This is a genomic window from Amycolatopsis anabasis (assembly GCF_009765355.1).
Classification (GTDB): domain Bacteria; phylum Actinomycetota; class Actinomycetes; order Mycobacteriales; family Pseudonocardiaceae; genus Amycolatopsis; species Amycolatopsis anabasis.
Genome location: NZ_VTHK01000002.1, coordinates 346,846 through 366,709, shown reverse-complemented (window position 1 = coordinate 366,709; position 19,864 = coordinate 346,846). Strand labels below are relative to the sequence as shown.

Annotated in this window: 16 protein-coding genes; 5 read left to right on the top strand and 11 right to left on the bottom strand. The window is 72.1% G+C overall.

Annotated elements, in window-relative coordinates:
* Positions 1-14: 14 nt before the first annotated feature.
* The 5 genes from proB to FXO23_RS03765 form a co-directional block, all read right to left on the bottom strand.
* Entirely contained in the window at positions 15-1,121 is a 1,107-nt protein-coding gene (proB, locus tag FXO23_RS03785) for a glutamate 5-kinase (protein WP_158880751.1), read from the bottom strand.
* A complete protein-coding gene (gene obgE, locus FXO23_RS03780; protein WP_158880749.1) occupies positions 1,118-2,590 on the bottom strand; it encodes a GTPase ObgE in 1,473 nt (490 codons plus the stop codon). Before obgE ends, proB begins: the two co-directional genes overlap by 4 nt.
* 108 nt (positions 2,591-2,698) lie before the next feature.
* A complete protein-coding gene (rpmA, locus tag FXO23_RS03775) occupies positions 2,699-2,956 on the bottom strand; it encodes a 50S ribosomal protein L27 (RefSeq protein ID WP_158880747.1) in 258 nt (85 codons plus the stop codon).
* Positions 2,957-2,971: 15 nt separating this feature from the next.
* Complete coding sequence (gene rplU, locus FXO23_RS03770; protein WP_158880745.1) at positions 2,972-3,286, bottom strand: 50S ribosomal protein L21; 315 nt, start codon at positions 3,284-3,286, stop codon at positions 2,972-2,974.
* 159 nt (positions 3,287-3,445) lie between these two features.
* The gene (locus tag FXO23_RS03765; RefSeq protein WP_158880743.1) at positions 3,446-6,295 is read right to left on the bottom strand and encodes a translation initiation factor IF-2 N-terminal domain-containing protein; all 2,850 of its coding nucleotides are present in this window, start codon (positions 6,293-6,295) and stop codon (positions 3,446-3,448) included.
* Positions 6,296-6,676: 381 nt separating this feature from the next.
* On the opposite strand from FXO23_RS03765, the gene FXO23_RS03760 reads away from it, so the two are divergent.
* On the top strand, positions 6,677-6,838 hold the full coding sequence (locus FXO23_RS03760) for a hypothetical protein (protein ID WP_158880741.1): 162 nt from the start codon (positions 6,677-6,679) through the stop codon (positions 6,836-6,838).
* Positions 6,839-6,920: 82 nt separating this feature from the next.
* Positions 6,921-8,378 (top strand): S8 family peptidase, encoded by a 1,458-nt coding sequence (locus FXO23_RS03755; RefSeq protein WP_425484835.1) that lies wholly within the window; start codon positions 6,921-6,923, stop codon positions 8,376-8,378.
* A 3-nt stretch (positions 8,379-8,381) separates the two neighbouring features.
* Here FXO23_RS03755 and FXO23_RS03750 read toward each other — a convergent pair whose 3' ends face one another.
* From FXO23_RS03750 to FXO23_RS03735, 4 genes are all read right to left on the bottom strand, one after another.
* A complete protein-coding gene (locus tag FXO23_RS03750; protein WP_158880912.1) occupies positions 8,382-9,164 on the bottom strand; it encodes an ABC transporter permease in 783 nt (260 codons plus the stop codon).
* Positions 9,165-9,368: 204 nt separating this feature from the next.
* A complete protein-coding gene (locus FXO23_RS03745) occupies positions 9,369-10,175 on the bottom strand; it encodes an ABC transporter permease (protein ID WP_158880910.1) in 807 nt (268 codons plus the stop codon).
* Positions 10,175-11,089, bottom strand: coding sequence for an ABC transporter ATP-binding protein (locus FXO23_RS03740; protein WP_158880908.1), 915 nt, complete (start codon positions 11,087-11,089; stop codon positions 10,175-10,177). The genes FXO23_RS03745 and FXO23_RS03740 overlap by 1 nt, the downstream gene beginning before the upstream one ends.
* An 87-nt stretch (positions 11,090-11,176) precedes the next feature.
* On the bottom strand, positions 11,177-14,557 hold the full coding sequence (locus FXO23_RS03735; RefSeq protein ID WP_158880739.1) for a phosphodiester glycosidase family protein: 3,381 nt from the start codon (positions 14,555-14,557) through the stop codon (positions 11,177-11,179).
* Positions 14,558-14,816: 259 nt separating this feature from the next.
* Between FXO23_RS03735 and FXO23_RS03730 the strand changes: the two genes are divergently transcribed.
* The 3 genes from FXO23_RS03730 to FXO23_RS03720 all read left to right on the top strand — a co-directional run bounded on the left by FXO23_RS03730 (position 14,817) and on the right by FXO23_RS03720 (position 17,930).
* Positions 14,817-15,434, top strand: coding sequence for a hypothetical protein (locus tag FXO23_RS03730; RefSeq protein WP_158880737.1), 618 nt, complete (start codon positions 14,817-14,819; stop codon positions 15,432-15,434).
* 148 nt (positions 15,435-15,582) lie between these two features.
* Positions 15,583-17,022: a sialate:H+ symport family MFS transporter gene (locus FXO23_RS03725; RefSeq protein WP_158880735.1), complete on the top strand. Its 1,440-nt coding sequence runs from the start codon at positions 15,583-15,585 to the stop codon at positions 17,020-17,022.
* Positions 17,019-17,930, top strand: a complete 912-nt coding sequence (locus FXO23_RS03720; RefSeq protein WP_158880733.1) for a dihydrodipicolinate synthase family protein — start codon at positions 17,019-17,021, stop codon at positions 17,928-17,930. The genes FXO23_RS03725 and FXO23_RS03720 overlap by 4 nt, the downstream gene beginning before the upstream one ends.
* Positions 17,931-17,946: 16 nt before the next feature.
* On the opposite strand, the gene FXO23_RS03715 is transcribed toward FXO23_RS03720, so the two are convergent.
* On the bottom strand, positions 17,947-19,533 hold the full coding sequence (locus FXO23_RS03715; RefSeq protein ID WP_158880731.1) for an AI-2E family transporter: 1,587 nt from the start codon (positions 19,531-19,533) through the stop codon (positions 17,947-17,949).
* The gene (locus FXO23_RS03710; protein WP_158880729.1) at positions 19,530-19,859 is read right to left on the bottom strand and encodes a hypothetical protein; all 330 of its coding nucleotides are present in this window, start codon (positions 19,857-19,859) and stop codon (positions 19,530-19,532) included. The genes FXO23_RS03715 and FXO23_RS03710 overlap by 4 nt, the downstream gene beginning before the upstream one ends.
* Between the last annotated feature and the right edge of the window lie 5 nt (positions 19,860-19,864).

The following is a 19,864-nucleotide window of genomic DNA, read 5'->3' as shown; positions in this document are numbered from 1 at the left end:
CGTGCGCCCGGAGGCTAACGCAAGGGCACCAGATCGTCGGCGTGCACGACCTCGCGGCGCTGCTCCTCCGGCAGTTGGTGGCTGGATCGGCCGATCAGTCCGGGCAGTTCACCGGCGTCGAAAGCCACCACACCCCGGGCCACCACCCGCTGGGCGGGGTCGACCAGATCGACCACGTCCCCGGCCTGGAAGTCGCCGTCCACCCCGGTGATCCCCGCCGCGAGCAGCGATCGGCGCCGCCGGACCACGGCCGACACGGCGCCGTCGTCGAGCTGGAGCCGCCCGCTCGAACCCGCCGCGTAGCCGAGCCAGAACCGGCGCGCGGACAGCCGCGAGTCGGCTGCGCCGAACGCGGTGCCCACCTCGGCGGCCCCGAGCGCCTTCGCCGCGTCCGCGGCGGCGGCCAGCAACACGGGAATGCCGGCCGCGGCGGCGGTCCGGGCGGCGGCGAGTTTGGACACCATGCCGCCGGTGCCCAGCCCCGAACTCGACATGCCGACCGCGATTCCGTCCACATCGGACTGACCGTTGACCTCGGTGATGCGCCGGGTCGCGCCGCCGCGCGGATCTCCGTCGTACAGGGCGTCCACATCGGACAGCAGCACCAGGGCCTCGGCGCCGACGAGGTGGGCGACCAGGGCGGCCAGCCGGTCGTTGTCGCCGAACCGGATCTCCTCGGTGGCCACCGTGTCGTTCTCGTTCACCACCGGGACCGCGCCGAGCGCGAGCAACCGGGAGAACGTCCGCTGCGCGTTGCGGTAGTGCGCGCGCCGGACCACGTCGTCGGAGGTGAGCAGCACCTGGCCGACGGTCAGCGAGTACCGGCCGAAGGATTCGGCGTAGGCGTGCGCCAGCGCGAGCTGGCCGACGCTCGCCGCCGCCTGCTGGGTGGCCAGGTCGCGCGGGCGCTTGCCGAGCGCGAGCGGGGCCAGGCCCGCACCGATCGCCCCGGAGGACACCAGCACGATCTGCGTGTCCCGGGCGACCCGGTCCGCGATGGCGTCCACCAGCGCGTCCAGCCGGGACACGTCCAGGCCGTCGCCCGCGGTGGTCAGCGCGGACGAACCGACCTTGACCACGAGCCTCCGCGCGGCGGCGATCGCCCGCCGGGCCTCGCTCACCGATCGATCTCCTCGTCCGCTTCGGACTCTTCGTCGAACTCGCCGGTGCCCTCGCGGCGAATGCGGCGGGCCTCCTTGCGCTCGGCGGCACTGACCCGGCTGTGGTCCTCCAGCCGCACGTCGGTACCCCGGCCGGACAGGTGCGCGGCCACCCCGGCGGGAGTCGACGGCTCCCAGTCGAAGGTCACGTCGCCGATGGTCACCGGGCAGCCGGGCTGCGCCCCCTGGCGCGCCAGCTCCTCTTCGACGCCGAGCCGGTTGAGCCGGTCGGCGAGGTAGCCGACGGCCTCGCCGTTGCCGAAGTTCGTCTGCCGGATCCAGCGCTCCGGACGGGGGCCGCGCACGATGAAGCCGCCCTCTTCCTCCGGATCGGGTTCGACCGTGAAGCCGGTGTCGTCCACCGCGTGCGGGCGCAGCACGATCTTGGTCGGCTCCGGGGCCGGTTGCTCCCCGCGGTACTTCTCGACCACGGCGCCCAGGGCGAAGGTCAGCTCGCGCAGGCCCTTGCGGGTCGCGGTGGACACCTCGAACACCGGCAGGCCGCGGGCCTCCAGATCGGGGCGCACGAGCTCGGCGAGTTCGGCGGCCTCCGGGATGTCGACCTTGTTCAGCACGACGACCCGGGGCCGCTCGGCGAGGTCGCCGCCGAGGCTCGGGGTGTAGCGGGCGAGCTCCGCCTCCAGGGCGTCCACATCGGACAGCGGGTCGCGGCCGGGTTCGTAGGTCGCGCAGTCGACGACGTGCACCAGCACGGCGCAGCGTTCGATGTGCCGCAGGAAGTCGAGGCCGAGCCCCTTTCCTTCGCTGGCGCCGGGAATCAGGCCGGGCACGTCGGCCATGGTGAAGACGACCTCGCCCGCGCTGACCACGCCGAGGTTCGGCACGAGGGTGGTGAACGGGTAGTCGGCGATCTTCGGTTTGGCGGCCGACAGCACCGAGATCAGCGACGACTTGCCCGCGGACGGGAACCCGAGCAGGCCGACGTCGGCGACCGAACGCAGCTCGAGCACGAGGTCGCGTTGCTCGCCCGCTTCGCCGAGCAACGCGAAACCGGGAGCCTTGCGGGCGCGGGAGGCCAGCGCCGCGTTGCCGAGCCCGCCGCGGCCGCCCTGGGCGGCGACGAACGTGGTCCCGGCGCCGATGAGGTCGGCGAGCACTTCGCCGTCCGGGGTGAGCACGACCGTGCCGTCCGGCACCTTCATCTCGAGGGTCTCCCCCGCGGCGCCGGCCCGGTTGCTGCCCTGGCCCTGCTTGCCGTTGCCGGCGCGGGCGTGCGGGCGGAAGTGGAAGTCGAGCAGGGTGTGCACGTTCGGGTCCACGGTGAGGAGCACGTCCCCGCCGTTGCCGCCGTTGCCGCCGTCGGGGCCGCCGAGCGGCTTGAACTTCTCGCGGTGCACCGAGGCGCACCCGTTCCCACCGTCACCGGCGGCCAGATGGATCACCGCACGGTCAACGAACCGGGACGCCATTTCGTGTGCCTCTTTCTGCGGGAGTGGACAAAAAAGAAACGAGGGGCGAAGCCGGATCTATTCCAGCCCCGCCCCTCGTTCGAGGGTCTTGCCCGATAGCGACGCCGGTCAGGCGTCCGCTGGGACGATGTTGACGGTCTTGCGGCCACGCTTCGAGCCGAACTCGACCGCACCGGCGGAAAGCGCGAACAGCGTGTCGTCGCCACCGCGGCCGACGTTCACACCCGGGTGGAACTTGGTGCCGCGCTGGCGAACCAGGATCTCGCCCGCGTTCACAACCTGACCACCGAAGCGCTTGACCCCGAGCCGCTGGGCGTTGGAGTCACGACCGTTGCGGGAGCTGGAAGCACCCTTCTTGTGTGCCATGGCTGGTCAGGTTCCTTACTTGTTGATGCCGGTGACCTCGACGCGGGTCAGCTTCTGACGGTGACCCTGCCGCTTGTGGTACCCGGTCTTGTTCTTGAACTTGTGGATGCGGATCTTGGGACCCTTGGTCTGCTCGACGACCTTGCCGGTGACCGAGACCTTCGCCAACGCATCGGCGTCCGTGGTGACCTCGCCGCCGTCGACGAACAACACGGCGGGGAAGGTGTGCTCGGTGCCCGGCTCGCCCTCGAGCTTCTCGACCTCGACGACGTCGCCGACGGCCACCTTGTACTGCTTGCCGCCGGTCTTGACGATCGCGTACGCCGACACGGAAGTCTCCTGCTTACTCGACAGTGGGTGGGGGCTTGTGCGAGCGGCCCGCGAGAGGCGGTCCGGGTATCGCACAATGCGGCCCGCTCTATGTGGCGGGCCGCCTTATAGGTTACGTGCTGCTCTTCAAGGCTACGACACCGGGGTGCCCTAGCCGGATCAAGAAGTCTCGCCACCCTGGGCGTGCACCGGCGGCCCCGCGGGACGCGAGGCAGCCCGGCGCGTGCGGCGACGGGTCACCGACCGCCCGGCGGGCGCCGGAACACTCACCTCAGGAGTCTCAGCGGCCTCGGGGGCCTCAGCGTCCTCAGGTGCCTCCGAGACGTTCACGGCCTGCTCGTCCTCGCCCGGAGCCTGCTCGGCCTCGGGCTCGGCGGTCACCTCGGCCGCGTCCGACTCGGGGGCCTCGGCCTCGGGCGCGGACTCCGCGACCTGGACCGGCTCCGGCCGGACGGCCTGCTCCGGCTCCTCGGCCGGGGCCGCCTCGGCGACCGGTTCCGGCGAGGCCGGGACCTGAGCCTCGGGTTCGCGGGCGTGCCCGTTCAGCGGCGCGGCCGGTTCCTCCTCGGTCTTGCCCACGGCGACCTTGGACGCGTTGGCCATCGCCTGCACGGCCGAGACCACGGATTCGCGCTGCTCCGGGGTCGGTCCGGCCGGGGTCTGCTCGGCACGGGGCTGCTCGGCCTGCGCGGCGTCCTCGCCCTTGCCGCGGCGAGAACGCCGGGACCCGTGCTGGTGGCCACCGCCACCACCGCCGCCGTTGCCGTTTCCGCCGCCGCCGTTGGTGCGCTGCGGCTCGGTCGACACCATGACCCCGCGGCCCTTGCAGTGCTCGCAGGTGGTGGAGAAGGCCTCCAGCAGGCCGGTGCCGACCCGCTTGCGGGTCATCTGCACCAGGCCGAGCGAGGTGACCTCGGCCACCTGGTGCCGGGTGCGGTCCCGGCCCAGGCATTCGGTGAGCCGCCGCAGCACCAGCTCGCGGTTGGACTCCAGCACCATGTCGATGAAGTCGATCACGATGATGCCGCCGATGTCGCGCAGCCGGAGCTGGCGGACGATCTCCTCCGCCGACTCCAGGTTGTTGCGGGTGACGGTCTCCTCGAGGTTGCCGCCGGAACCGGTGAACTTGCCGGTGTTGACGTCGATCACGGTCATCGCCTCGGTGCGGTCGATGACCAGGTAACCGCCCGAAGGCAGCCACACCTTGCGGTCCAGCGCCTTGGTGATCTGCTCGTCGATCCGGTAGTCGGCGAACACGTCCCCGGTGCCGGTGTAGCGCTTGAGCCGGTCGGTCAGGTCCGGCGCCACGTGCTGGACGTAGGCGTTGATCGTCTCCCAGGCGGTGTCGCCCTGGACCTCGAGCTTGGCGAAGTCCTCGGTGAACAGGTCCCGCACGACCTTGACCAGCAGGTCCGGCTCCTCGTAGAGCATCACCGGCGCGCTGGTCTTCTTGGTCTTGCCGTTGGCGGCGTCGGCCTTCTCCTTGATGACGTCCCACTGCGCCTTGAGGCGGCGGACGTCCCGGTCGAGCTCCTCCTCGGAAATGCCCTCCGAGGCGGTGCGGATGATCACGCCCGCGTCCTCGGGGACGATCCGCTTGAGGATGTCCTTGAGCCGGCGACGCTCGTTCTCCGGCAGCTTGCGGGAGATCCCGGTCGCGCCGCCGGCGGGCACGTACACCAGGAAGCGGCCGGGCAGCGAGATCTGGGTGGTGAGCCGGGCGCCCTTGTGGCCGACCGGGTCCTTGGTGACCTGCACCAGCACGCTGTCGCCGGTGGACAGTGCCTGCTCGATCTTGCGGGACTTGCCCTCCAGCCCGGCGGCGTCCCAGTCGACCTCACCGGCGTAGAGCACCGCGTTGCGGCCGCGGCCGATGTCGACGAACGCCGCCTCCATCGAGGGCAGCACGTTCTGCACCCGGCCGAGGTAGACGTTGCCGACGATGGAACCGGAGCCGGACGAGGTCACGAAGTGCTCGACCAGCACCCCGTCCTCCAGGACGCCGATCTGCGTGGAGTCGCCCTTCTCGGCCACGACCATGGTCCGCTCGACCGATTCGCGCCGGGCGAGGAACTCGGCCTCGGACAGGATCGGCGCGCGGCGGCGACCGGCCTCCCGGCCGTCCCGGCGGCGCTGGCGCTTGGCCTCGAGCCGGGTCGAACCGCGGACGCTGCGCACCTCGTCGCGCGCGGGCCGTTGTTCGCCCTCGTTCTTGCCCTGGCGGACGTGCACCACCGTGTTCGGCGGGTCGTCCGGGGTGCCGGCGGCCTCGCCCGCGTCGTCGTCCCCGCCCTTGCGGCGGCGGCGACGGCGGCGACGGCGGCTGGAGCCCTCGGCCTCACCGCCGGACTCGTCCCCGTCCGCGGCGGCTTCCTCGGACTTGCCGGAACCCTCGGCGCCCTGGTCGGGTTCGGCCTCCGGCTTGCGCTTGGCCGCCGGTTCGCTCTGCTCGTCCTCGGCCTCGGGGGCGCCGTCCTCGCCGCCCTTGCCCCGGCCCCGGCCCCGGCGGCCGCGGCGGCGGCGACGGCGGCCGCCGCCGTCCTCGCCGTCCTCGTCGGTGTGGCCCGCCGCACCGCCGGTGGCGTCCTCGTCCTCCCCGGCGTCCTCCGGCTGGGCCTCCTTGCGCGGGGGCGCGGGCGCCGCCGGCTCGGGCGGCAGGAACACCGGAGACGGGGCGGCGAACACCGGGATGTGCGCCGGGCGGGCGGGCCGCTCGGGCTCCGGCCGTGGTGTTTCGGGCTGTGGTTCGGGTGCGGCCTCGGCCTGCGCCTCGGCGGGGTTGAAGGCCTCGTGGACGCGCAGGGCGACGTCCCGGGTCACGCTCGACTGGGCGCTGCGCGCCGGTTCGCCCAGTTCGGTCAGTTTCGCCATCACGTCCCGGCTGCTCAGGCCCAGCAGGCGCGCCAGGGCGTGCACCCTGATCCTGGGCGGCAGTTCCGGCACCGAGCCGGCTGCGGGTGTGGCGGGATTCCCGCCGGTGTTCTCGGCGGGTGTGTCCGCGTTCGACATATATCTCCTCCGCCCCCGGGCGCGTCTGCCGGCCAACCGGCGACTGAGATCCGTTGCCTCAGTACCGCCGGGCGGCGCGGAAGGACGCGGCCGCGCAGGGGCCCCTTCCTGTCCTGTTCCGCCGAGGTGGTCACCCGCGGCGGGAATCCTGTGTCAGTGCTATGCCTCCGAGCCTCGCACCTCGGGCCGCGGCGGTGGAGCCGGCTGCCCGTCGATGCAAGGTCCGCTCGGCGACCTGCTGGCTGGGCGCGTGGCTTGTCACCGCCTCCCACATCGCCCCAGCCACCCCGTCGGCGGGCGGCGGCGACGCGGTGCTCCTTCAGCATGTCACCTGACCACAACGCCGGTGCTCACCGCTGTTACACGATGTGTTCCGGCACGGTGGCCACCCCGAGTATCCCATACGACGCGCCGGACGCCGCGTGCTCGGTGTCGCGGGAGGTCACCGGGCGCGTCCCCGCCACCCCGGCCGCGGGACGGCCCGGACTGCTCGGCTGGGCGAACTTCGGCGTATCGCTTGTCCGGCCCCCGCGAGGTGGCTAGCGTGCGCCTCGGGGCGGATGACCGGCCGCGGGAACACGCGGACGCGGTGATCATGAAGGGTTTGCATCCGGTTGGAGGTCCGGTGTCCGTGCTTGGGCGGTTCGCGATCGTCGCGGGCACGGCGCTGGTGCTCTCCGCCCAGTTCCCCGCCGCGACCGCCGAGCAGCCGGTGGCCGGGGACTGCGCCGCCTCCGGGCGCGCCCTGCGCTACGTGGTGGTGTTCGATCGTGGCACCGAGACCAGTGCGGCCACCCAGCAGATCGGCGCCGCGTGTGGCGCGACCACCGTCTACTACCCGGAGATCGCGGTCGGGGTCGCCACCTCGGCCGATCCGGACTTCGCCCGGCGCCTCGGGCCCGAACGGGTGTTCAGCGCGCAGGCCGAGCGGCTCGCCGCCCAGCGGGCGACCGGGAAGACCGCGTCGAAGTCGGCCGCCCGCCCGCAGCTGTCCCCGACCGATCCCGCCCAGGTGCCCGCCGCCGACCGCTCCGGCGAGCAGTGGGACATGCGCGCGATCAACGCCCAAGCGGCCAGGTCGCTGCGGTCCGGCGACCGGGACGTCGTGGTCGGGGTGCTCGACTCCGGTATCGACGCGAAGCACCCGGAACTGGCCGGGGCCGTCGCGCCCGGGCTGTCGGCGGGCTGCCTGACCGGGGCCCCGGACACCGCGCCGGCGACCTGGGCGCCCACCACGTCGCCGCACGGCACCCATGTCGCGGGCATCATCGCCGCGGCGGACGACGGCAAAGGCGTCACCGGGGTCGCGCCGGGGGTCCGGCTCGCGTCGGTCAAGGTGATCGACGACCGCGGCTACGTCGATCCGGAGGCCGCGGTCTGCGGCCTGATGTGGGCGGCCAAGCAGCGGATGAACGTCACCAACAGCAGTTACTTCGTCGATCCGTGGTCGCTCTCGTGCGCGGCGGGCGCAGGTCGTCAAGTGGTGCACGAGGCGCTCGCGCGGGCGGTCGAATACGCCAACGCAGCCGGCACCCTGAACGTCGCCGCGGCCACGAACGAGGCGGTCAACCTGACGCCGTCGCCGCGGTCCGGGGTGCGGACCGCGCCGCGGACGAACGGTTCCGGGCCGGGCTGCGAAGCGCTGCCCGCCGGGTTGCGCGACGTGGTGGCGGTGTCCGCGGTCGGCCCGGACGGGGTGAAGGCCGGGTACAGCTCGTACGGGCTCGGCGTGATCGATGTCACGGCTCCCGGCGGCGATCACGGCGAATGCGTGCTCTCCACGGTCCCGGGCGGGTACGCGCCGCTGTGCGGGACGTCGATGGCGGCGCCGCACGTGGCCGGGGTCGCCGCGTTGCTGGCGTCGGCGCATCCCCGGTATTCGGCCCGCCAGCTGCGGTCCGCGCTCGAGGCGCAGTCGCAGCCGCGGGCGTGCCCCACCGACTACGACCTCACCGGGGACGGCCACCAGGACGCGTACTGCGCCGGATACGCCGCCTACAACGGTTTCTACGGGCACGGCATGGTCGACGCCCTCGCGGCGCTCAGCCCGGTGCGGCTGCCGAGACCGGTTCCGGCGGGCTGACCCTCAGCGCAGCAGCAGCTTGCCGATCCGGCGGGATGCCGCGAAGACGCCGATCAGCGCGAGCACGACAAGGTAGGCGGCGTGCCCGAACATCGACGGATCGAGCACCCCGGCCGCGAATCCGCGGGCCAGTTCGATGCCGTGGTACAGCGGGAGGCACTGCACCACGATCTGCAGCGGCTCCGGGTAGACCGACAGCGGGTAGAACGTGGTGGAGAACAGGAACATCGGCATCACGGCGAGCTGGATGTAGTCGAACTGGGAGGGCGTCCGGATGAAGGTCGCGCAGGTCATGCCGATCGCGGCGAACGCCAGCGCCACCAGCAGCGCGACCGGCACCAGCATCAGCACCCACGGCGAAGTGGCCAGGCCCATCACCGCCATCACGCCGAGGAACGCCACCGAGTAGAAGCCGCCGCGCAGCACCGACCAGCTGATCTCGCCGACCGCGATGTCGAGCGGGCCGATCGGGGTGGCCAGCATCGCGTCGTAGAGCTTGGCGTAGCGGTACCGGAAGAACACGGCGAAGGTGCTGTCGAACACGGCCCCGTTCATCGCCGAGGAGGCGAGCAGCGCGGGCGCCACGAACATCACGTAGCTCATCGCCTGGCCGCCCGGACCGGTCACCTCGGTGACCAGCTTGCCGAACCCGATCTGGAACGCGAGCAGGTAGAACAGCGGTTCCAGGACACCGGAAACGAAGACCAGCCAGGCCCGCGAGTAGGCCAGGACGGACCGTTCGACGAGCGCGCTCGCCCGGCCCGCGTACATCCCCGCGGGCAGCATCCGCAGCAGAATCCCCCGCGATCTTCTTGGCGGCTCCGCGCGCGACACGATCACGTCGCCGGGGCTCGACTTGATCACGCCCCTCCCCTTCCGCTGTCCGGACGCCCCGCCGCCGCGATCGCGGGGCCTCCGGCCAGAGCGCGCTCAGTGCTCACCACGAGTGCCGCCACGCAGGTTCGGAGCTGCGATTCGAGAACTGCCACCTCACACCACCAGCCGACGGTAGAAGTACTTGCGCGCGAGCAGGAACCCGACCGCGAACACGGCGCCGACGAAGGCGGCGTGGCCCAGGGCGGACCACGGCCCCAGGCCGCCGAGGGTCACCCCGCGCGCCAGCTCGTTGCCGTGCCACAGCGGGGAGATCCAGGCCAGCCACCGCAGCGCCATCGGGATCTGCTCGATCGGGAAGAACGTGCCGGCGAACAGGGTCATCGGCATGACCACGAACCGGAACAGCGAGGCGAACCGCGCCCCCTCGTCGAAGGTGTTCGCCGCGAACGCCATGACCGGGGCCGCGCAGGCGACGCCGGTGCCGACCCCGACCAGGACGACCAGGATGACGCCCGCGTTCAGCCACGCGCCGAACGCCAGCGCGATCAGCGAGTACACGGTTCCGGCGAGCAGGAGCCGCAGCGCGACCCAGATGAGCTGGCCGCCGAGCAGCTGCCCGGGGGTGACCGGGGTGGCCGTCACCGCGAGGAAGTCCTTCTGCCACTTGAACCCGGACAGGATCGGGTAGGTGGACTCGCCGATCGCGTTCATCAGCGCGCCGGAGATGAGCAGCGCGGGCGCGACGTAGTGCAGGTAGGAGAACCCGCCGGTGGCCGCGCCCGGCCGCACCTGGGAGCCGAAGCCCAGCCCCATGGCCGCCAGGAAGAACAGCGGTTGCAGGCCGGAGGAGTACAGGTTGGACGTCCAGTAGCGGCGGTACCAGGTCCAGTGCCCCTCGACGCGCAGCCACGCCGCGCGCCACGAGCCGACGACCCGGCCGGTGGAGGCGAGGGTGTCCATCATTCCACCAACGTCCGGCCGGTGAGCCGCAGGAAGACGTCCTCCAGCGTGCTGCGGCGGACCAGGCTCGACACCGGCCGCACGCCCCGGGCATGCGCCTTCTCCAGCGCGGATTCCCCGGCCTGGGTGTAGAGGAGCACGCGGTCGGGCAGCACCTCGGTGCGTTCGGCGAGGTCCTCGACGAGCCCGGCGGCGGCCTCCTGCTCGCCGGGGGCGAACCGCAGTTCCAGCACCTCGCGGGTGGAGTAGCGGGCGATCAGGTCGGTGGGCGAACCCTCGGCGACGATCCGGCCGCCGTCCATCACCACCAGCCGGTCGCACAGCTGCTCGGCCTCGTCCATGTAGTGCGTGGTGATGATCAGGGTGGCGCCGCGTGACTTCAACCGGAACAGCCGATCCCACAGCAGGTGCCGCGCCTGCGGGTCGAGCCCGGTGGTCGGTTCGTCGAGCAGGAGCAGTTCCGGGTCGTTGACCAGGGACCGGGCGATGGTCAACCGGCGCTTCATCCCGCCGGAGAGCGGTTCGACCTCCTCGTCGGCGCGTTCGGAGAGCTGGGCGAACTCCATCAGCTCGACCGCCTTGCGCCGGACCGTCGCCCGGGACAGGCCGAAGTACCGGCCGTAGACCTGGAGGTTCTGCCGGACGGTCAGCTCGGTGTCCAGATTGTCCTGCTGCGGCACCACCCCGATCCGCGCGCGGATGCGCGGGCCGTCGGTGTTCGGGTCGAGGCCGAGCACGCGCAGGTCGCCGTCGGTGCGCGGGGACACGCACGCGATCATCCGCATGGTCGACGATTTGCCGGCGCCGTTCGGGCCGAGGAAGCCGAAGGCCTCGCCCCGCCGCACCTCCACGTCGATCCCGCGCACGGCCTCGAACTCGCCGAAACGTTTGACCAGTGCCTTCCCCTGCACCATCGGTGCGTTGTCCGCCTCGTCCACCACACTTCGCACCCTAGAACCCACCCCCGACAATTTTCGACCGACTTTTGCCGGGGCGGGGGATCAGCGCACGATCACGCGGAGGTGCCGGGTCACGCCGTTGACGGTGACCGAGAGGTCCGCGACGCCCGGGCGCAGGGCGGTGAGGACGCCGGTCGCCGGGTCGAAGGAGGCCACGTCCCAGGGCGCCGGTCGCGTGCCGCCCCACGGCGCCGGTTTGACGACATGGGTGCCCCGGGCGCCGCGCCATTCGGCGCTCACCGGGTAGGCCACCGGAATCCGCCGGGCGCCCTGCGAAACCTCGGCCCGCACGTCCGCCTTCGCGCCGGGCGCCAGTTCGGCCGGGCCGCGGACGGTCAGCTCGTCCACGTTCGGCCGGGTTTCGATGCGCACCGGTTCCCGGCGTTCGGCTGGGTCGACGCGCAGCAGGGTCCAGCCGACGAAACCGCCGTCGCCCGGCGCCGCCGCGGGAGCCTTGCCCGAGTTCCCGTTCACCAGGTACGGCACACCGTCCACTCTGGACACGGAGAACACGCCCGCGTGCGAGGCGATGGCCCCGGCGGGTTTGCCGGAGTCCCGTTCGAATCCGGTGAGCCATTCGGTGAGCAACTCGGCTTCCTTGCGGTCGGTCAGTTGCGAACCGCCGGTCGGGCTGGGATCGGCGACCGGGTGGTGCATGGCCACCACGACCCCGCGCACGGACTCCTCGCCCCGCGCGCTGTCGAGGGCCTCGCGCAGCATCCGCACCTGATCGAACCCGCCCGCGCGGAGTGTGCCGCGGGACGAGTCCAGCAGGACCAGGCGGATCCCGCGGACGTCGGCCACGCGGTGCGTCGCCCCGAACTCGGCCTGGAACTCGGTGAGCCCGTGCCCGCCGTCGGCCTCGTGGTTGCCCGGCACGTAGTACCAGGGTGCCTTGCCTTCCAGTTCTTCGTTGATCACCTTGCGGGCCAGCGCGATGTCCGGCGCGGTGCCGCGGTCGACGAAATCGCCGTTGATCAGCACCAGATCCGGTTTCGCCGCCACGGCTTCGCGCAGCGCCCGGCGCGCCTGGGCGACCAGCGGGCCGTCCGGCTGGTCGGCGGTGAACTGGGCGTCGCTCACCACCGCGATCCGCAGCCCGCCCTGGCCCGCGACCCCGTCGGTGACCACCGCGGGATCGTGCGCGGCCGGATCGGCGGGCACGTTCGCGGCCGGTGCGACGGAGGCGGTCAGTTCGTCGAAGACCAGGCGCCCGGAGTACTGCTGATCCGGCACGTTCTCCACGGCGTAGATCTTCGTCAGCCGCTGACCGGCGGGCAGCCCGGCCGGGACCACGGCCTCGACCTGCCGCCAGCCCGTCCAGTCCACGCTGAGCGAGAAGTCCACCAGGGACGGAACGTTCGCGGTGTCGCGGAGTTCGGCGCGCAGCCAGGCGCCCTTGCCGTCGCCGTTGACCCACAGCCCGATCTTCTGGGTCCCGGCGGGCAGCGGGATCGGGTTCGCCGCGTTGACGTAGGCGGCGCGGGTCGCGTTCGTACCGGTGAGCCGGTAGTCCAGGGCCAGGCCGCGCCCGCCGTCGTGGCCGTCCGCCGCGGAGATCGCCGCGCCGACCACGCTCGGGTACACGCTGGCGGTCCAGCCCTCCGGACCGTCCAAACCGGACAGTGCGCGGCGCTCGGTGCCCACCGAGGCGACCAGGTGCGTGGTCAGCCCGCCCGCGGTCGCCGTGATCACCGAGGCGCCGGAACCGCCCGCCGGGGTCACGGTGAACCCGTCCCCGGCCGGTTCCACCCGCACCACCGCGGGGTCGTAGTCGAGTTTGACGTCGTCGGGTTCGAGCCAGGTGCCGTACCCGTCCGCGTCGTAGCCGTACACCCGGAACCCGCCGCGCGCGCCCGGCCCGGACAACGCGACCTGTTCGGTGCTGGTGCCCAGCCGGACCGGTTTGCCGAGCACGTTCAGCGTGGTCTTCCCGCGGACCGCGCCGCGGGCGGCATACACGTCGACATCCGCGCGCCGGGCGGGATCGAGCAGGTCCGGATGCGCGGTGAAGCGCCCGCCGGTGATCGAGCCGCGCACCGGGTTCGTGGTGAACCAGCGCGGTTCGGCGGTCACCGCGGCGCCGGTCTCGTCGTGCGCCCCGGCGGTCAGGGTGCGGGAGAGCCCGGACAGCACGCGCGCGGAGTTCTCCGCGTGCTGGGCCGGGCGCGGGGCGAATCCGGTCAGGCGCCCGCTTCCGGGTCGTGTGGCGATGCCGAGCCCGTTGGGCACCAGGCGTTCCCCGCCGTCGGACGGGGAGTTGTGCACGCTCGGCGCCTGCTCCCCCGCCTCGCGGGCGAGCAGGGTGGAGGAACCGCCGCCGTCGAGGTTGAGGGCGTCGTCCGCGCCGAGCGATTTCATGTGCCGGGCGAGTTCGAGTTCGGTCATGCCGCGGCTGTCCGCCTGCCGCCCGTCGATCGTGGCGAGCCACATCCGGCCGCCGTCGGCGGAGAAGCCGACCGCGGTGCGCGGATGCGCGGTCACCGCGTCGACCGGCTGGATCTGGCCGTCGGAGACCAGCACCTTGTTGCCGCCGACCGCGACCGCGAGTTTCCCGGCGCCGGTGCGCGGCGCGTAGGACACCGCCACCCGGTCCCCCGGGCGCAGCGCGGCGAGCGCGTCCGCCCCGGCCTCGCGGCCGAGCAGCACGGTGCCGCCCGCGGCGATCGGGCCATCGGCGGGCTGGTCGCGGACCGCGGTCACCACGCCGTCGCGCAGTTCGGCCTCGGCGACCCTGCCCGCCCCCGCGACCGCGGTCCGGCGGGACGCGGCGCCCCAGAGCGGGGTGTAGATGCCCAGCCCGTCCGCGGGCAGCACGGCGCCGTTGAGGTTGGTGGCCTTGACCCGCTGCCCGCCGGGCAGGGTCGCGGACGCCTCGAGGAACACCTCGGCCAGGCGCGCCTTGCCCGCGTCGGTGATGGCGGCGGTGAGGTTGTGCCCCTGCGCGGGCGCGGTCTGCAGGTCACCGCGGTCGATGCCGACGCCCAGCGGTGCGCCGGTGGCGTTGATGTCGAAGAAGTCGCCGTTCACCCCGGCGATCGCGCCGGTCCGCGCGAGTTGCTCGGACAGCGGGGTGCGGGCGGCGACCTGGCCGGGGCTCAGGTAGGTCGGCCGCAACGCGCCGGAGCCGAGGTCGACGGTGAGGGTGTCCCCGCGGATCCAGCCCCGCGGGTCGTAGCGGTCGAATTCGGTGAGGTTCAGCCCGGGCGCCACCGCGGTCGTCGTGCTGCCGGTGAGCAGGCCGTCGTCGGGTTCGGCGACCGAGTAGGTGACCGGGCCCTCGGCGGCGGAGGAGGCGGCCGGGGCGCCCTCGACCGGCGGCGGACCCAGCGGTGCCACCAGCGGATCCGCGGCGACCGGCGCGATCGGCAGGACCGCGAGCGAGACCGCGGCGAACGCGATGACCAAACGTGACTTTCCCACCAGTTGCCTCACCTTCGGGTGACGGGTCTAGACCATCTCAGCGCATTCCGGCCGCGACCGGAAGACCACGACGTGAACCCGTGCTGAACCCCGGGTGGCGAACTCCCGGCACCCGCCGATTCAATTCTGCCCGAATTCATTAATAAACTCCGCCCTGACATATTCCCATTTCTTGTTATGTGGCGCAGATCAAAATGACTGGCGACCGGAAATGGTTTTAGCCTTTTCGCGACAGCCCCGACCCGGAAAGGGTGAACAAATGGCACTCCCCAGGCTCACCAAGTCAATCGCGGTCGTCACCACGGCCGGAATCCTCTCGCTCGGCTTCGGCCCCGCCGCCACGGCGGCGGCCGAAAGCACCCAGGTCGCGATCACCGCGGACGAGGCCGCGGCCAAGGCCGCCCTGGAGCGGATCGTCAACCTGCCGAACATCGACGCGCTTTCCGCGCAGGTCACCGGGGACACCGCGGATGCCCTGGCCGAGGTGCGGGCCGCGCTGCAGTCCCCGAGCGCCCAGGACATCGACCTCATCGGCGAACTGAAGAAACTCGCGAAGTTCGCGCAGCCGATCATCGTCGCCGCGCTGCGGGTCGGCGGCCCGATCGTCGCCGACGTGCTCGATTCGATCGCCGACCTGGTCGCCGCCATTCCGGGGATCGACATCGGCGGGCCGATCGTCAAGGCCGTGCTCAAGCCGATCGCGCTGGCCATCCGGGTCGGCGCCCCGGCCCTCGCCGATCTGATCGAGAAGATCAAGATCGAGGGCGTGCCGCAGGCCGAGGCCCAGCGGCTCATCACCGACCACCTGCGGCAGGACGTCGGCCTGTCCGCGAACTCCGCGAACGCGCTCGGCTCGATCCTCGCCGAGGACCGGTAACGCGAACCCACCTCGATCGCCGGTGCGAGCGGGCGCTCGCACCGGCGATCGTCGTGCCGGGCCGCGGCGCTTGCGCCCGCGGTCGCGCCGGGTTACGTTACCGCGAACGTAGGACATCCTACGTCCAAGGTTCCCGGAGGTCCCAGCCATGGCAGTGCCGCCATCCGGCGTCCCCACGTCGTTCCGCCGGCTCTCGCGATCCCAGCGGAAGGCGTTCTTCGCCGCGTGGCTCGGTTACCTGCTCGACGGCTTCGACTTCATCCTCATCACGCTGGTCCTCACCGAGGTCCAGGCCGACTTCGGGCTGGCCAAGACGGAAGCGGCCACACTGGTGTCCGCCGCGTTCGTGTCCCGCTGGCTGGGCGGGCTGGCGCTCGGGGCGATCGGCGACCGCTTCGGCCGCAAACCCGCGATGATCGTGTCGATCCTGGCCTTCTCGGCGGGCAGCGCGCTGTGCGGATTCGCCTGGGGGTACTGGTCGTTGTTCGCCTTCCGCGCGCTCGTCGGCCTGGGCATGGCCGGGGAGTACGGCACCAGCGCGACCTACGTGATGGAGTCCTGGCCGAAGGCGATGCGCAACCGGGCCACCGGGTTCCTGCTGTCCGCGTACCCGATCGGCACGGTGCTCGCGGCGCAGGCGTACGGATGGATCGTGCCGAACCTGGGCTGGCGCTGGCTGTTCTACGCCGGGCTCATCCCGATCGCGCTGACGCTGTACCTGCGGCGCTCGCTGCCCGAAGCCGAGGAATGGCGCGCCGAGGTCGGCGACCGCCGGGACGTCACCACGTCCTCGGTCCTGTTCGCGCCCCGGCGGCGGCTGGGCAACACGGCGCTCGCCCTCGTGCTCTCGGCGGCCCTGGTGCTCGTCTTCAGCCAGCACACCGGCGGCTTCGGCCCGGTGCTGATCGCGGTCGTCATCGCGGGCTTCGCCGTGTTCGCGGTCCAGCTCGCGGGGCGGCTGTGGCCGGTGATGATCGCGATCATGGCCACGGTGTTCTGCGCGTTCCTGTACTCGTGGCCGATCCAGTCCCTGCTGCCGACCTACCTCAAATCCGACCTCGGCTACGCCGCGGGCCAGGTGTCGACCGCGCTCACCTGGGCCGGTCTCGGTTACGCGGCGGGTTCCTGCCTCGCTGGGGTGGCGGGCGACCGGCTCGGCACGCGGCGCGCCTACGTGCTCGGCCTGTTCGTCTCGATGGCCTTCGTCTTCCCGGTGTTCGCGCTGCCCGCGGGCAACGTCGTGCTGCTGTGGATCCTGCTCTTCGGCATGCAGGCCACCAGTTCGGGGATTTCCGGGCTGTTGCCGAAGTACATCGGCGATCACTTCCCCACCCGGCTGCGCGCGGCCGGGCTCGGGTTCTCCTACAACGTCGGCGCGCTCGGCGGCGCGGTCGCCCCGCTCGCCGGTACCGCGATCGCCTCCGGCCTCGGCGGGCTCGGGACCGCGCTGACCGTGCTCGCCGGCACCCTCACCGTGGTGGTCGCGGTGATCATCGGCCTGGACGTCCCGGCCCGGATCGGCCGCGCCCTGCGGATCGGCTCCGACGCGCCCGCCCTCAACAGTCTGGAAAGGACACTCCACTCGTGACACTCGATCTGCACGGCGTCATCCCCCCGCTGGTCACCCCGATCGACGCCGACGGCGAGGTCGACCGGCGCTCGCTGGAACGGCTGATCTCCTTCCAGCTCGACGCCGGGGTGCACGGTGTGTTCCTCGGCGGCTCGACCGGGGAGATCGCGCTGCTCGACGGCGCGCGGCAGGCGGTCGCCCTGGAGACCGCGGTCGGCACGGTCGCCGGTGCGGTGCCGGTGCTCGCCGGCGCGGTGGAGACCGGGACGCTGCGGGTGATCGAGCGGGCCCGGCAGGCGGCGGCGCTCGGCGCGGACGGGATCGTGGTCACCCCGCCCTTCTACGTGAAGCCGAACGCGGCCGAGGTCGTGGAGCACTACCGGCTGGTGCACGCCGCGGTGGACCGGCCGGTGATCGCCTACGACATTCCCAGCGCGGTCGGCACCCGGCTCACCCCGGACATCGTGGTGGAGCTCGCCGAGTCGAAATTCGCGGTGGCGCTCAAGGATTCCAGCGGAGATCTGGCCACGTTCCGGGAAATCCTGCGGCGCACCAACGGTTTTCCGGCGCTCACCGGTTCGGAGGTGCTCGCCGACACGGCGATCGGGCTCGGCGCGGCGGGACTGGTGCCCGGCCTCGGGAACGTCGATCCGCACGGGTACGTGCGCCTGTTCACCGCGGCCCGGGACGGCGACCGCGAACGGGCGAGCGCCGAACAGGACCGGCTGGCCCGCCTCTTCGAGATCATCTCGGTCGCCGACCGCGGCCGGATCGGGTTCACCGCGGGCGCGCTGGGCTCGTTCAAGGCGGCCCTCGCGCTGCGCGGCGTCATCGCGAACCCGGCGACCAATCCCCCGCTCTCACCGCTGCGCGAAGGCGAGGTTGGCGCGATCCGGGACATCCTGACCGAGGTCGGCCTCGGCTGAGCGATTGTCATACGAGTCAGCTCGCCTGGCTGTGCTCGTCACCGATCACCGGCGGCGCCACGCTCATCCCGGTGAGCGGGTCGAGGACCTCCGCGCCGCTGTCGAACGCGGGCTCCAGGTCCGGGTTCAGGACCTGCGTGATGCTGAAGGCGTTCTTGCGCTGGTGGTCGCCGCCACCGGGGCCGCGGGCACCGGCCAGACCGGCGAGGCCACCGGGCACGAATCCGCCACCCGCGACTCCGGCGGGACTCGAGACCGCGGCACCAACGGCCGGCGTCGACGTGATCGAGCCACTGACGCGGCCCGCACCCACGGCATCGGCGGTTCCACCGGTCGCCACCCCGGAGTGCGCGCCGGAGTCCGGTGGCGCAAAGCCCGCCGACGATGTCGAGCCGGGGGCGTCAGGGCCACCCGTCGATCCCGATGCGCCGGAGTGCCCACCGGCTCCGCCCGTGCCGTCACCGCCGCAGGCGCCCCCGTCGACTCCGCCGGAGCCGGAACCCGGCCTGCTGCCAGGCGTCCCGGCTGAGCCGCTAACGGGGTGCCCGCTCCCCGGCGTGCAGCCCGGCGCTCCAGCATGACCCGACCCAGCATGACCCGACCCGGCATGGCCCGATCCGGCGTTGCCCGAGCCGCCGGTTCCGGAGCCAGGACCGTCCACATCGCCCGATCCAGCACCGGAACCCGAGCCGGAGCCGCCGCCCATGCCGCTCCCGGAACCGCCGCCCGTGCCCCCACCCGAGCCGCCACCGGAACCCGAACCTGTGCCACCACCTGAGCCTGTGCCACCGCCCGAGCCCGAGCCACCACCCGTGCCACCGCCGGGGCCGTCGTCGTCATCGCCTTCGTCGTCGGTGGGCTTCCAGTTGTCCTCGTCGCGGATCTTCGCCAGCCGATCTTCGGCGCCGCCGTCCCAGGTCTTGGGGAGCTGCGCGAGGCGGCTCTCCAGGGTGCGCATGGCGGTGAGCACTCCCTGGACCAATGCGACCAGCGCCGAGACGGCCGCGAAAACGAGCCCGAGGACGATGCCGATCGCACCCAATATGGTGGCTATCGCTCCCGGGATGCCAACCACCGTCGCCGCCTGAATTCCACCTGCGACCCACGCCACGACGAAGGTGACTATCGCGGCGAGCAAGGCCACCCAGAACGTCACGACGCCGTCCGCCAGGGTTTCCAGCGTCCTGTTCAGTTCGCGTGCCGCTTGCTCGATCCCCGCGAGGGCGTTGCGCTGGGAGGGGATCAAACCTTGGTAGGCGTCCGCACCGGACCCACTCCAGGTGTAGTCGGTGGTGAATTTGCCGTCCTGCAGGGAACCCACGATTGTCGCGATCTTGGTGGCGACCTCGGTCTCCCATTTCCCGCCGACCTCGTACAGCCGAACGGGGTTACCGGCGGGGCCGAACAGATAGGGGTTGATTTCCTTCCAGAACCCCTGCAGATCGTTGCTCAGGCCGCTCATGCCGCGCTCGATCGGCTCGATCAGGTGGACGTAGGGCTCGGGCACCCAGGACAGCGCGCTGTTCACGGTGTTGAAGAAACCGGTTATCTTCTGGTCCAGCTCACCGGCCTTCTGCTTCGTCTGCTCGATGACCTCGTTCATGACCCCTCCATGCCCGCGGCAGCTTTCGCCATCCGGCCGGAACCGGTTGATTCCTGGTTCTCGTACGCCGTGGCCACGTTGTTCAACGTGGTCGAGATGTTGTTGAAGGATTTCTGCGCCCCGCCAAGCAGACTGTGCAGGCGTTGCCGGAGTTGTCCGTACGTGTCGCCGAGTCCGGCCACCACGGCTGCCAGGCCGATGTCGCCGGGGTTGAGGGCCAGCGACTGCACCGTGGTTCGCGGCGCGTCGATGTCGGTCGCCGCCTTGCTCCAGATCTTCGCGTCGGACCGGATCGCGCCGACCTCGGTCTGGTATCCGTCACCCATCGTCG